Source organism: Chromobacterium vaccinii (genome assembly GCF_000971335.1).
In the GTDB taxonomy this organism is placed as follows: domain Bacteria; phylum Pseudomonadota; class Gammaproteobacteria; order Burkholderiales; family Chromobacteriaceae; genus Chromobacterium; species Chromobacterium vaccinii.
The window spans coordinates 12,613-24,680 of record NZ_JZJL01000008.1; the positions used below are offsets into that span (position 1 = coordinate 12,613).

The 12,068-nt window shown below is 65.0% G+C and carries 13 protein-coding genes; 1 reads left to right on the forward strand and 12 read right to left on the reverse strand.

The window, feature by feature from the left end; genetic code table 11:
- Positions 1-11: 11 nt before the first annotated feature.
- Entirely contained in the window at positions 12-1,025 is a 1,014-nt protein-coding gene (locus VL52_RS05635; RefSeq protein ID WP_046156128.1) for a nucleoid-associated protein, read from the forward strand.
- A gap of 73 nt (positions 1,026-1,098) precedes the next feature.
- On the opposite strand, the gene VL52_RS05640 is transcribed toward VL52_RS05635, so the two are convergent.
- From VL52_RS05640 to hemF, 12 genes are all read right to left on the reverse strand, one after another.
- Positions 1,099-1,557 (reverse strand): hypothetical protein, encoded by a 459-nt coding sequence (locus VL52_RS05640; protein WP_046156129.1) that lies wholly within the window; start codon positions 1,555-1,557, stop codon positions 1,099-1,101.
- A gap of 20 nt (positions 1,558-1,577) precedes the next feature.
- Positions 1,578-2,312: a hypothetical protein gene (locus VL52_RS05645; RefSeq protein ID WP_144410167.1), complete on the reverse strand. Its 735-nt coding sequence runs from the start codon at positions 2,310-2,312 to the stop codon at positions 1,578-1,580.
- A 386-nt stretch (positions 2,313-2,698) separates the two neighbouring features.
- On the reverse strand, positions 2,699-2,944 hold the full coding sequence (locus VL52_RS05655; RefSeq protein ID WP_046156131.1) for a DUF6868 family protein: 246 nt from the start codon (positions 2,942-2,944) through the stop codon (positions 2,699-2,701).
- Positions 2,945-3,029: 85 nt separating this feature from the next.
- Entirely contained in the window at positions 3,030-3,929 is a 900-nt protein-coding gene (locus VL52_RS05660; RefSeq protein ID WP_046156132.1) for a 4-deoxy-4-formamido-L-arabinose-phosphoundecaprenol deformylase, read from the reverse strand.
- Positions 3,930-3,968: 39 nt separating this feature from the next.
- Positions 3,969-4,502: a GrpB family protein gene (locus VL52_RS23760; RefSeq protein WP_046156133.1), complete on the reverse strand. Its 534-nt coding sequence runs from the start codon at positions 4,500-4,502 to the stop codon at positions 3,969-3,971.
- Positions 4,503-4,854: 352 nt separating this feature from the next.
- Entirely contained in the window at positions 4,855-5,898 is a 1,044-nt protein-coding gene (locus tag VL52_RS05670) for a bifunctional UDP-4-keto-pentose/UDP-xylose synthase (RefSeq protein ID WP_052717499.1), read from the reverse strand.
- Between the two features lie 49 nt (positions 5,899-5,947).
- The gene (locus VL52_RS05675) at positions 5,948-6,865 is read right to left on the reverse strand and encodes a formyltransferase (protein ID WP_046156134.1); all 918 of its coding nucleotides are present in this window, start codon (positions 6,863-6,865) and stop codon (positions 5,948-5,950) included.
- Positions 6,862-7,812 (reverse strand): glycosyltransferase, encoded by a 951-nt coding sequence (locus tag VL52_RS05680; RefSeq protein WP_046156135.1) that lies wholly within the window; start codon positions 7,810-7,812, stop codon positions 6,862-6,864. Before VL52_RS05680 ends, VL52_RS05675 begins: the two co-directional genes overlap by 4 nt.
- Before the next feature lie 5 nt (positions 7,813-7,817).
- Positions 7,818-8,942 (reverse strand): DegT/DnrJ/EryC1/StrS family aminotransferase, encoded by a 1,125-nt coding sequence (locus tag VL52_RS05685; protein WP_046156136.1) that lies wholly within the window; start codon positions 8,940-8,942, stop codon positions 7,818-7,820.
- Between the two features lie 18 nt (positions 8,943-8,960).
- The gene (locus tag VL52_RS05690; RefSeq protein ID WP_021476900.1) at positions 8,961-9,332 is read right to left on the reverse strand and encodes an SMR family transporter; all 372 of its coding nucleotides are present in this window, start codon (positions 9,330-9,332) and stop codon (positions 8,961-8,963) included.
- A gap of 45 nt (positions 9,333-9,377) precedes the next feature.
- Positions 9,378-11,030: an ArnT family glycosyltransferase gene (locus VL52_RS05695; RefSeq protein WP_046156137.1), complete on the reverse strand. Its 1,653-nt coding sequence runs from the start codon at positions 11,028-11,030 to the stop codon at positions 9,378-9,380.
- 102 nt (positions 11,031-11,132) lie between these two features.
- Positions 11,133-12,041, reverse strand: a complete 909-nt coding sequence (gene hemF, locus VL52_RS05700; protein WP_046156138.1) for an oxygen-dependent coproporphyrinogen oxidase — start codon at positions 12,039-12,041, stop codon at positions 11,133-11,135.
- Positions 12,042-12,068 lie beyond the last annotated feature (27 nt).

Sequence of the window (12,068 nt, forward strand, 5' to 3'; positions counted from 1 at the left end):
GGAGCGCGGCGATGGTGATAGCGGAATCTAGAGTGGAGTGCATGGTGGTGCACCGGGTGGGCAACCCGACGCGCGGCGAGCCGCTGCAGCTGTCCGAGCGCACCACGATGGTGGACGAGGCGGTTTCCGGCCTGTTGCTGGACGGCTATCTGAAGGGCATCGTCTCCGATCGCAAGAAGCACCAGTTCGTCCACGAGACCGATCTCAACCTGAACGAGATCTACCATTACACCCGCCAGTTCTTCCGCGGCGAGGTGGATTTCCTCGAGGTGTCGCAGCGCATCGCCAAGCATTTGTACGGCCGCTCGCAGCACCCCAACATCAGCGCCGGCGACCTGCTGGTGATCCAGTTCGCCGGCTTGTCCGACGGCGACCGCGACATGCGCGCGCTGGGCGTGTTCAAGTCCGAGATCCGCGACGACTTCCTCACCATCATTGACGGCGCCGGCGTGTTCGACATCAGCCACGCCTCCGGCATCAATCCGCGTTTGATCGACAAGGGCGCGCTGATTCTGGAGCACGGCCCGACGGTGTACGCGGTGGACCGCCTGAGCCGCGAGGCCAAGTTCTGGCTGGACGATTTCCTGAAGGCGCTGCGGGTGCCGGACAAGGCGTCCAGCAGCAAGATGCTGGCCAGCGTGGTGGAGCAGCTGTCGGGCGAGATTGAAGACCCGATGCAACAAGCGCGCTTCAAGGACGAATTGCTGCAGCTGGTGGAAAGCCAGCCGGAGGAGGTGCAGGCCAAGGCGCTGACCGCAGCCGCCGAGCGCTTCGTGCCGCGCGAGCAGGTGGAAGTGGCGCTGGGCAGCGCGGCGGAGTCGTACGGCTTCGAGCTGGACGACGAAGCCAGGCTGCCGGCCAAGGGCGTGGCCAAGCAACTGGAGAAGACGCTGTCGCGCTACGGCGTCGGCCATGGCATCAGCGTGCTGCTGCCGTCGGGCATCACCTTGAAGAACATCCAATCGCAGAACGACGGCGAGGGCGGGCTCAGCCTGACGCTGTTCCTGAACAAGCGCGAGCTGTAAGCCGGCTCCGGCGGCAACAAAAACGGCGGCGGTCGCGAGACCGTCGCCGTTTGCGTTTGTTCGGCTACGCGCCTCAGCGCATGGTGAACTCGACCGACCACTCCAGCGTGGCCATGTTGTAGTAGGTGATCTCGGCATTGCAGAACGCGCCGCCGCTGCCGGTGGCGGTCTTGTTCCACTGCGGCACTTTGGGAATCACGCCATTGTTCAACAGGCCGCCCGGCTTGGGCACATTGACGAAGGTGGTGCGGAATTCGCACTGGCGCGCGCCGTCGGTGTAGCGAACGAAGGCGTAGTTGACGTCGGGGCTGAGCGGGCTGGCGATATAGTAAGTGTCGCTGCGGCCTGCCGGCACTACGGAGACGGGTTTCGGCGAGGCGTTCGCCTGGGTTTCGATTTCATTTTTGCCGATCACCTGGTATCGGACATCGGTTTTGCCTTGGTTTTTGACGGTGACGGTAACGGTCGGGCCGGCAAGGGCGATGCTGGAGCTTAATCCAAGCAGTACAGCGGCAAGCGTGATCTTGTGCATATCGTCTGTTTGTCAGTTGCTTAGTTGGGGGTCTTGTCGTCGGCGGCTAGGGGGAATTTTTGGTGCCAGTCGAAACCGTCGTTTACGACGGCCGGCTCTCTCTGGATATGGGCCTGTAATTTCTGGCTGTAGCTTGCCGGATAGAGGGATTGTTCCAGCAGGGGCAAGGCTTGGTAATGATTCAATATTTCTTCGTAGAAATGACGCCGGGACCCCGTGGCCTCGCGCTCAGCCTGGCCAGCGGCCATGACTTGCCGGCGCCAGGCCTGTTCCATGTCATAAGCCTCCAAATAAGCGGCGCGTCGTTCATTCACGGTGTAGCGGCCGCTATCGTCTGATGCCACCGCATCCAGCTCCTCGCGGTTGAGCCCGGCAAACGGGTTCAGCGCGTGTTGGCTGTTTTTTCCATCCGCCTCGAGAAATGCGTTGGCGTCGGCCGCCAGTTTTTGTCTGGCCGGATCGGGATCGGATGGTTTTTGCTGGTAATGGACGGACTTGAGCGCGTCGTAGCCCGGGCCGCAAATCGCATTCAGCGCGGAGTCGGCGATGCTGGCCATTTCGCCGCGGCTCAGCGCGCTTTCACGCTGTTGCATCAGGGACATGCTCTCGCCGAGCAAGCGGGCGAGCGGAGAGATCTGCGTCTCCACGCTGCTTGGACTTGAGGCGTTCGCCGGATTGGCGGCGGCGGGCTTGGCCGCCTCGCTGCGCGAGCTTGTCGTTATCGGGGAGGACGATGGGCTGATCGCATTAAGCATGTGCATGCTCCATCAAGAGTGGCAAGCGGAAAGAATATTTTATTTTTAAAAATTAACCCATGTAAATATTTGGATGGCTGCGAGCCGCGATGGGTATCACATGGAAGGCCATGAATGTGGGAGCTGGCCAGACTGGCTAGGGATGGAGAACGGGGTGGTGGGAAATGGCCCGGTATCGGCAGCAGGAGAGCTAAGAAAGCGGCGAGGCTTGGCGCCGCTGGTCAAAACCGGAATTGGCACCGCATCGCCATGACGTGCTGAAGTTACAATCCCTGCCAGCGCGTATTGATCCTGAGGCCTGTGAGATGACGTGTTCCTGACTCTGCCATCGAGCGGCAGGCAGGCAAGCGTCGGGGATGATGGCGTTTGCCGAATGGCGGCGAGCCTCAGCGCGCCGTCAGCCACAGCGCCAGCAGCGGCGCCAGGTTGAACACGAACACCAGGATCTTGTACAGGCCGATGCCGCCGTAGTTGAGCAGATCGAACGCCGGCTCGGATAGGCTGAACCAGCGGCTGTGCAGCCGGTACAGCCAGCCGCGGCGGAAGAAAAACAGACAGAACCAGAGGATCAACACGGCGTAGTGGAAGGCCAGGCTGATCAGCAGAAGGCGTTCGAGGTTGGCGATGTCCATGACGGCGTTTCCGGTAGGGGTAGGCTTTCAGCATAGCCCTTCCATGCAAAACGCCCCGCGCGGACGGGGCGTTCGGCAAGGCGGATCAGGCCTGCAGCGCCAGCGTGCCGCTGCGGCCGGGAATCTCTCCCATCACCACCCGGCCGGACGGCAGCTTGGCGAGATCCTGGCTGTCGAACAGATCGGCGCAGCTGACCAGTTGGTAGCCTTGCCGCTTCCAGCCGGCGAGCAGGCGCTCGAACACTTCCATCAGCCGCATGCCTTCCAGCTCCGCGTGCAGCGTGTAGACGTGGCCGGTGGCGGTCTCGGCCTCGGTCAGCTGCAGCAGGCGCTCGTGGACGTTGTCGTTGCTCAGGCCATCCAGGCCGATCAGCTCGTCCAGCGTCGGCAGCGTGGTCGGCAGCTGCGGCACGCCCAGCGGCCGGCCGGCGGCGTCCAGCGGCTGGAACGGGTGGCTGCCGCGGCCGTCGGACGCGTAGCGCATGCCCAGCTCCTGCTGGTAGGCCAGCGCCGCGTCGTTGATCTGCCAGCCGGCGGCGCCGTGGGTGCGGGCCTCCTCGCCGAAGATCTCGCGGAAGCGCCGGGCGGCCTTGTGCATCTCGGCGCGGGTCCAGGCCGCGTCCTTGCCGGCGACGTAGTCCTGCCACTTGATGTGGTCCCAGCAATGGATGCCTACCTCGAAGCCGGCGTCGCGCACGCCGCGGAGCAGGGCCGCCTCGCGGCGGCCGATGTCCGGGCCCGGCAGCACGGTGCCGTACAGCAGCGTGCGGATGCCGTAGTGTTCGACGACGGAGGTGCGCGACACCTTGGACAGGAAGCCGGGGCGGAACACGCGCTTGATCGCGCGGCCGGTGTGGTCCGGGCCCAGGCTGAACAGGAAGGTGGCGCCGGCGTCATGCCGCTTCAGCGCCTCCATCAGCCGCGGCACGCCTTCGCGGGTGCCGCGCCAGGTGTCGACGTCTATCTTCAGGGCGAGTTTTTTCATTGTTATGGCAGGTTCAAGTATTCGGAATCGCTGGCGAGTTTACCGCGCGGCGGGCTTGCCGTGCGGTTTTCCGGCCGCCATCGCCAACACGGAGGCGATAAATCCGCTCTTCGCGTCAGTGTACGCGGCGCGGTCGCCACTGTGATCGTACGCCAGTTGCCGTTTCAGATCGGCATATTGCCCGGCCAGTGGTTCATCGGCGCGCAGCGCGTCGCGGAAGGCCAGCTTGTCGCTCCAGAAGGCGCTGTCCAGCGCCACCGCGTGCAGATGGACTTCGCGCGGATGGGCGGCCGGTTTGGCGAAGTAATGCCGATCCGGCATGGCGGCGGCCATCTGCGGCTGAAGATGGAAGCCTGCCGATTTCAGAGCCGGGATATACGGCGCTATGTCGTTGAGAGCGGGCAGTCCTAGCATGATGTCGATGATGGGTTTGGCGGCGAGGCCGGGCACGGCGGTGCTGCCGATGTGCTCGATCGCGCAGGAGTCGGCTAGCGGGCCGAGGGCGGACAGGATCGACTGACGCTCGGCTTGGAAGCGTTGCGGCCAGGTTGGGGAGTAGGGGACGATCTTGATGTGGCGGCGCGTGAAGGAAAGATTCGATTGGTGTGGAGAGAACGCTTTTCTTCAGGGACGGTTCGATAGCGGAAAGAAATGGAGTCCGCTGCGCGGACGATGATTTCGATGGCGGTTCCGCCCGCCGGACGGGCAAGGGGCTGTCTCGCCAGCCCCTTAGCAATCCCAGGCGACCCCTACGGCCCGAGAAACCCCGATGAAACACTCTTGAGCCAGGCGCCGCCGATCAAAAAAACGGCGGCTCAAAGGCCCCCGGCCCAAGAGTGTTTCACCGGCTCGGGCCAAAGGGGCTTAAGGTGGCTGCCGATCAACTATCCGCTATATATCGTTGATCGGCCTGCCGGGTAGTGCTTTACTCCGACAGGTCGCGGCTGGCCGCCACCTGGTCGCGGTAGTAGTCGTAGATGCCGCGCAAGGCGTCGGCCATGGTCACCGTCGGCTTCCAGTCCAGATCGGCCATGGTGTTGGCGATTTTCGGCACGCGGTTCTGCACGTCCTGGTAGCCGTTGCCGTAGTACTGGCCGGAGGTGGTTTCCACCACTTGCACCTTGTCGGCGTTCAGCTGGTATTCCGGATAGACGCGCGCCAGGTCCAGCATCATTTGCGCCAGTTCGCGGATCGAGTAGTTGTTGACCGGGTTGCCGATGTTGTAGATCTGGCCGGAGGCCTTGCCGTCCTTGTTCTCGATGATCTTCATCAGCGCGCTGATGCCGTCGTCGACATAGGTGAAGGCGCGCTTCTGGTGGCCGCCGTCAACTAGCTTGATGGTCTCGCCGCGGACGATGTGGCCCAGGAACTGGGTGATCACGCGGCTGGAGCCTTCCTTCGGCGTATTGATGTTGTCCAGGCCGCCGCCGATCCAGTTGAACGGGCGGAACAGCGTGTAGTTCAGGCCTTCTTCCATCGCGTAGGCGTGGATCACGCGGTCCATCAGCTGCTTGGAGCAGGCGTAGATCCAGCGCGGCTTGTTGATCGGGCCGTAGACCAGCTGGGAGTTTTCCGGGTCGAACTCGGCGTCCTGGCTCATGCCGTACACTTCCGAGGTGGACGGGAACACCAGGTGCTTCTTGTACTGCACGCACTGGCGGACGATGGGCAGGTTGGCCTCGAAGTCCAGCTCGAACACGCGCAGCGGGTTGTTGACGTAGGTGGACGGGGTGGCGATGGCTACCAGCGGCAGCACCACGTCGCACTTCTTGACGTGGTACTCGATCCACTCCTTGTTGATGGTGATGTCGCCTTCGAAGAAGTGGAAGCGCGGGTGGTCCTTCCACTCGGCCACGCGGTCATCGTGCATGTCCATGCCGTAGATGTGCCAGTCGGTGGTCTCGATGATGCGTTTGGTCAGGTGGTGGCCGATGAAGCCGTTCACGCCCAGGATCAGTACTTTTTTCATTGGATGTCCTCAACCGCCCGCGGGCGGAAAATCGAATTCGGTAATCGGTTCACAGCGCCAGCGCGTCGGCGGCGACGCGGGCGGCGAAGTTGTCGGCGGTCAGCGGCTGGCCGGCCAGCTCGGCTTCCAGCACCGCCAGGCGGCCGCCGTCGGCGCAATGCAGCCACAAGCGGCCGTCGGCGCAGCGCAGCTCGGCGCGTTCAGCCGGCGCCGCGCGGCCCGCCCGCAGCGTTTTCCACAATAGCAGGCGGCCGGCGGCGGTGTCGGCGAAAGCGCCGGGGAACGGCCGGGTCAGCGCGCGGGCGAAATCGTGCAGCCGCTCGGCCGAGGCCAGCGCGTCGATGCGGCCGTCTTCCGGCTTGCGGCCGCCGAAGTAGCCGCCCAGGCTCAGATCCTGCTGGACGTGCGGCGCGTCGCCGGCGATCAGGCCGGGCAGACTGCGCCACAGCACCATTTCGGCGGCGACGGTCACCTTGGCGAACACCTCGTCGGCGGAGTCGTCCGGCAGGATGGGCACCGCCATCTGGTCGACGACCGGGCCGTTGTCCGGCTTGACGTTCATCTGGTGCAGCGTGGCGCCGGTTTCGGTCTCGCCGTGGATGACGGCCCAGTTGATCGGCACCCGGCCGCGGTACTTGGGCAGCAGCGAGCCGTGCATATTGTACGCGCCGCGCCGGGCGGCCTCCAAGAGCGGCGCCTTCAGCATGTGGCGGTAGTAGAAGGAGAACAGGAAATCGGCCTGGCAGGCCTGGACCTGCTCCACCACTTCCGGCGCGTTGGGATCGTCCGGCGTGATGACCGGGATGCCGTAATCGCGGGCGACTTGGGACACGCTGGCGAACCAGATGTTCTCGTTCGGGTTGTCCTGATGGGTGACCACCAGCGCGACCTCGACGCCGCGGCCGATCAGCGCCTTCAGGCAGCGCACGCCGACGTTGTGGTAGGCGAAGACGACGGCGCGGCTCATGCCTGGCTCTCTTTCCGCTCCAGCACCGCCTGGATCACGTAGCGCGGGCGCGAGCGCACTTCCTGGTAGATGCGGCCGATGTACTCGCCCAACAGGCCGATGCCGAACAGCGCTAGGCCGATCAGGAAGAAAGCGAGGGCGAACAGCGTGAACACGCCGCCCACTTCCGGCCCCAGGATCAGCCGGCGCAGCAGCAGGTAGACCACCAGCAGGCCGGAGCCGGCCGACACCGCCATGCCCATCAGCGAGAACCATTGCAGCGGGACGATGGAGAAGCCGGTCATCAGGTCGAAGTTCAGCCGGATCAGGCTGTACAGCGAGTACTTGGACTCGCCGGCGAAGCGCTCCTCATGGCCGACGACGATCTCGGTCGGGTGCTGCGAGAACTGGTAGGCCAGCGCCGGAATGAAGGTATGCAGCTCGTTGCACTGGTTGATGGTGTCGATGATGCGGCGGCTGTAGGCGCGCATCATGCAGCCCTGATCGGTCATCTTGATCCGGGTGAGCTTCTCGCGCAGACGGTTCATCGCCCGGCTGGCCAGGTGGCGCCACATGCTGTCGTTGCGCTGGCGGCGGATGGAGCCGACGTAGTCGTGGCCCTTGTCCATCTCGGCCAGCAGCAGCCGGATGTCTTCCGGCGGATTCTGCAGATCGGCGTCCAGCGTCACCACGCGCTCGCCGCGGCTGTGTTCGAAGCCGGCGAGGATGGCGCGGTGCTGGCCGAAGTTGCCGTTGAACAGCACCACGCGGGTGACGTCGGGGCGCTGGGAGAACTGGTCGGCCAGCATCGCCGCGCTCTTGTCGCGGCTGCCGTCGTTGATGAACACGATCTCGTAGCGCAGGTTCAGCGCGTCCAACGCCGGGTACAAGCGGTCGAACAGCGCCTGCAGCACGTCCTGCTCGTTGTAGACCGGGATGACGACGGAAAGATTGATGTCGGTATTCATGTATCTCAGTGTAAAACGGCGCGCAGCGCGGCGCTGAAGGTTTGGCAGACGCGAAGCACGTCTTCGTCGCGCATCGCGGGGAACAGCGGCAGCGTGACGGTGCGGGCGCCGATGTCTTCGGCTACTGGATATTGCCCTTCGGCGTAGCCTTTGTCGCGGAACAGCGCGAACAGGTGCATCGCCGGATAGTGGACGCCGACGCCGATGTTCTCCGCCTTCATCCGGGCGATGAACTCGCCGCGGCTGACGCGCATCCGCTCCAGCGGCAACAGCGGCTGGAACATGTGCCAGTTGCTGTTCACAAAGTCTTCCGGCGGCAGTTCGCAGCCCAGCGAGCGGTCGAAATGCTGGAAATACAGCCGGGCCAGCTCGCGGCGGCGGGCGTTGAAGCCATCCAGCTTTTTCAACTGGCCGAGGCCGATCGCCGCGGCGATGTCGGTCATGTTGGCCTTGCCGCCCAGCACGTCCACGTCCATGGTGCCGTCCGGCAGCCGGGTGACGCCTTGCAGCCGCAGTTTCTCGAACAGTCGCGCCTCTTCCGCGTTGTTCAGCACCAGGCAGCCGCCTTCGCCGCTGGTCATGTTCTTGTTGGCGTGGAAGCTGAACGACACCAGGTCGCCGCCGCGGCCGATGGCCTGGCCGTTCCAGCCGGCGCCCATGGACTGAGCGGCGTCTTCCACCACCCGCAGCTTGTGGCGGCGGGCGATGTCGTACAGCCGGTCGCGGTCCACCGGCAGGCCGGCCAGGTCCACCGGGATGATGGCGCGGGTGTTCGGCGTAATCGCGGCTTCGATCTTGGCCAGGTCGATGTTGCGGGTGGCCGGGTCGGCGTCGACGAACACCGGCGTCGCGCCCACCTTCATGATGACGTTGGCGGTGGCGATCCAGCTCAGCGGGCAGGTGATGACTTCATCGCTGGGACCGATGCCGGCGATCTGCAGCGCCATTTCCAGCGCGGCGGTGGCCGACGCCGCCAGCCGCACCGGGCGGCCGCCGCAGAAGGCCGACAGCTCGGCTTCCAACTGCTGGCAGCGCGGACCGGTGGTGATCCAGCCGGAGCGCAGCACGTCGCCGACGGCGGCGATGGTGTCCTCGTCTATCGCGGGACGGGTGAAGGGCAGGAATTCCATGTCGGACCTTTGCGAAAATCAGCTGCGGGCGACCAGCACCACGCCGACGATGATGACGGCGATGCCGACGAGCTTCTGCGCGGCCAGCGCTTCGCCGAACATCCAGTAAGCCAGGAGCGCGTTGACCACGTAGCCGATGGACAGCATCGGGTAGGCGACGCTGACTTCTACCCGCGACAGCGCCATGATCCACACCACCACGCTGATCGCGTAGCAGGACAGGCCGCCGATGATGGGCAGGTTGGTGGCCAGCGACCAGGCCGTCGGCCAGGCGTTGGCCAGCGAGAAGTCGAAGTGGCCGATCTGGCGCACGCCGGCTTTCAAACACAGCTGCGCGGCGGCGTTGAGCAGCACGCCGAACAGTATCAATCCGAATTCAATCAGTTTCATTCATTCATATCCAAAGCTTGCTTCCCAGTCTCTGCCAGGGAGGGGTTACGGTTTCGCCACCACCATCCGCCGCGGGTCCTGGTAGATCACCTTCATCGGCAGGCCCTGCTTTTGCAATTCCCGGTAAGTGTCGTCGCCCAGCATCGCCACCGCCTTGGGCGCGGCGCGCCAGCGTGCGGCGAATTGTTCGAGGCGCGGCATCCAGCGTTGCGGCTCCTGCCCCTCGCCGAACTCGAACTCGTCGACGAAGTCCACCAGCGTCACCGGTCGGCCGACATAGTAGGGGAAGGTCTGATCGTAGTAGCGGACCGAGTAGATTTCGCTGTCCGGCGTCAGGTAGGGCTGGATCTGTGCGACGATCTCCTTGCTGCCCTTCAGACGGCCGTAGCTGTCGTGGCCGCTGGCCGCCAGCGTCACCGCGATCAGGCTGCCGAAGGACAGCGCGGCGAGGGCGGCGAGCATCCGCTGCTTCCCCAGCGCGCGCCAGGCCAAGGCCGCCGCGATCAGGAACGCCGCCGCGCCGGCGGCGATGAAATGGGCGAAGGGCAGGATCACGTCCGGCGGCGAGTCGACGCTGGCGAAGCGGCCAGCGAACGGCCAGGCTGCCAGCAGCGCCAGCCACAGCAGCGCGGGCAGAACGATGTGCTTTTTCAATTCGGCCGGCGCCATGCGGCTGAAGCTGTGCGCCAGCATCAGCGCCAGCGCCGGGAACATCGGCAGGATGTAGGACGGCAGCTTGGAGCTGGACTTGCTGAAGAAGGCGAAGATGAACACGCACCAGATCAGCAGCAGGCGGCCGACGCGCAGGCTGCGTCCCCGATCGGCCCAGGCATCCTTGACCACGCGCGGCAGCAGCGTGGTCCACGGCAGCAGGCCCAGGATCAAGTAGGGCGCGAAATACCACGGCGCGCCGGTGCGCTTGTGCTCGGTGGTGAGGAAGCGCTCGAAGTGCTCGCGGATGAAGAAGAAGTGGGCGAAGTCCGGATTGCGCTCCGAAACCAGCACGAACCACGGCGCGGTGAGCGCGAAGAACAGCGCCAGGCCGCTGAGCCAGTGCATCCGTTTCCAGAATGACCATTGCCAGTTGACCAGGCTGTACAGCACCAGCGTGGCGCCGGGGATCAACAGGCCGATCAGGCCCTTGCTGAGCACCGCGCCGGCCATCGCCGCCCAGGTCAGCCACATCGCCCAGCCGGTTTCCTCGCGGGCCGCCTCCTCGCGCTGCGCCAGCAGGAAGCCGCACAAGGCTACCGTCAGGAAGAAGCTGACGCCCATGTCCAGCGACAGGAAATGGCTGTTGGCGACGATCCAGGCCATGCCGCCGGCGGCCAACGCCGCGTAGCGCCCGGCGTCGATGCCCCACAGCCGCCGCGCGGTCAGCGACACCGCCGCCACGCTGAGGAAGCCGGTCAGTCCCGGCCAGAAGCGGGCGGCGAATTCGTTGACGCCGAAGGCGGCGAAGCTCAGCGCCCCCATCCAGTATTGCAGGATGGGCTTCTCGAAATAGAGCAGGCCGTTGAGGCGGGGCGTGATCCAGTCGCCGCTGTGCAGCATGAACAGCGAGATCGTCGCGTAGCGGCCCTCGTCGGCATGGATCAGGCCGCGGTAGCCCAGGCTGCCGAACCAGATCAGCGCGAACAGCAGCCACAGCGCGATCTCCTGCGCGCGCGGCACGACGGTGGCCTTGGTGGTGTGCATCGGTATTCCGGAATCGTCGATCGAAATCGGTCAAAAAGCGAACTGGCTAGGATAACCGATCCGCCGGCCCCTGTGCGTTGCCCGTTTGTAACCGGCGGCGACTCACACCCAATCGCGCGGCGGCAGGAAGTCGGTGTACAGCCTGGCCTCCGGGCTGCCCGGCTCTGGCTGGTAGCCGTATTCCCAGCGCACCAGCGGCGGCATCGACATCAGGATGGATTCGGTGCGGCCGCCCGACTGCAAGCCGAACAGCGTGCCGCGGTCCCAGACCAGGTTGAACTCGACGTAGCGTCCGCGGCGGTATAGCTGGAACTGGCGTTCGCGGTCGCCCCAGGCCTGTTCCTTGCGCCGGGCGACGATGGGCAGGTAGGCGTCCAGATAGCCGTCGCCGACCGCGCGGGTGAAGGCGAAGCTCTGGTCGAAGCCCCATTCGTTGAGGTCGTCGAAGAACAGGCCGCCGATGCCGCGCGCCTCGTTGCGGTGCTTCAGGTGGAAGTATTCGTCGCACCATTTCTTGTAGCGCGGATAGACCTCGCCGCCGAACGGCGCGCACAAATCGCGCGCCACCGTATGCCAGTGCACGGCGTCTTCTTCTTGCGGGTAATACGGGGTCAGGTCGAAGCCGCCGCCGAACCACCACACCGGCGCCTCGCCGTCCTTTTCCGCGATGAAGAAGCGCACGTTGGCGTGGCTGGTGGGCACGTGCGGATTGGAAGGGTGTATCACCAGCGACACGCCCATCGCCTCGAAGCGGCGGCCGGCCAGCTCAGGCCGGTGCGCGGTGGCGGACGCTGGCAACGCGTCGCCGTGGACGTGGGAAAAGTTGACGCCGGCCTGCTCGAACATCTCGCCATCCTTCAGCACCCGGCTGCGCCCGCCGCCGCCGGCTTCGCGGTTCCAGGCGTCTTCGGCGAACTGGGCTTTGCCGTCGGCCTGTTCCAGCGCCGCGCAGATGCGGTCTTGGAGGTCCAGCAGGAAGGATTTGACGGCGTCGCTATGCGGGTGGCTCATGGTGGAATCTGTCTCGCAAGGAAGTTG

What these genes read in the sequence shown, in the direction of transcription:
- VL52_RS05635 (WP_046156128.1), top strand. Translation starts at nt 12, where the DNA reads ATGGTGATAGCGGAATCTAGAGTGGAGTGCATGGTGGTGCACCGGGTG.
- VL52_RS05640 (WP_046156129.1), bottom strand. Translation starts at nt 1,557, where the DNA reads ATGCACAAGATCACGCTTGCCGCTGTACTGCTTGGATTAAGCTCCAGC.
- VL52_RS05645 (WP_144410167.1), bottom strand. Translation starts at nt 2,312, where the DNA reads ATGCTTAATGCGATCAGCCCATCGTCCTCCCCGATAACGACAAGCTCG.
- VL52_RS05655 (WP_046156131.1), bottom strand. Translation starts at nt 2,944, where the DNA reads ATGGACATCGCCAACCTCGAACGCCTTCTGCTGATCAGCCTGGCCTTC.
- VL52_RS05660 (WP_046156132.1), bottom strand. Translation starts at nt 3,929, where the DNA reads ATGAAAAAACTCGCCCTGAAGATAGACGTCGACACCTGGCGCGGCACC.
- VL52_RS05670 (WP_052717499.1), bottom strand. Translation starts at nt 5,898, where the DNA reads ATGAAAAAAGTACTGATCCTGGGCGTGAACGGCTTCATCGGCCACCAC.
- VL52_RS05675 (WP_046156134.1), bottom strand. Translation starts at nt 6,865, where the DNA reads ATGAGCCGCGCCGTCGTCTTCGCCTACCACAACGTCGGCGTGCGCTGC.
- VL52_RS05680 (WP_046156135.1), bottom strand. Translation starts at nt 7,812, where the DNA reads ATGAATACCGACATCAATCTTTCCGTCGTCATCCCGGTCTACAACGAG.
- VL52_RS05685 (WP_046156136.1), bottom strand. Translation starts at nt 8,942, where the DNA reads ATGGAATTCCTGCCCTTCACCCGTCCCGCGATAGACGAGGACACCATC.
- VL52_RS05690 (WP_021476900.1), bottom strand. Translation starts at nt 9,332, where the DNA reads ATGAAACTGATTGAATTCGGATTGATACTGTTCGGCGTGCTGCTCAAC.
- VL52_RS05695 (WP_046156137.1), bottom strand. Translation starts at nt 11,030, where the DNA reads ATGCACACCACCAAGGCCACCGTCGTGCCGCGCGCGCAGGAGATCGCG.
- hemF (WP_046156138.1), bottom strand. Translation starts at nt 12,041, where the DNA reads ATGAGCCACCCGCATAGCGACGCCGTCAAATCCTTCCTGCTGGACCTC.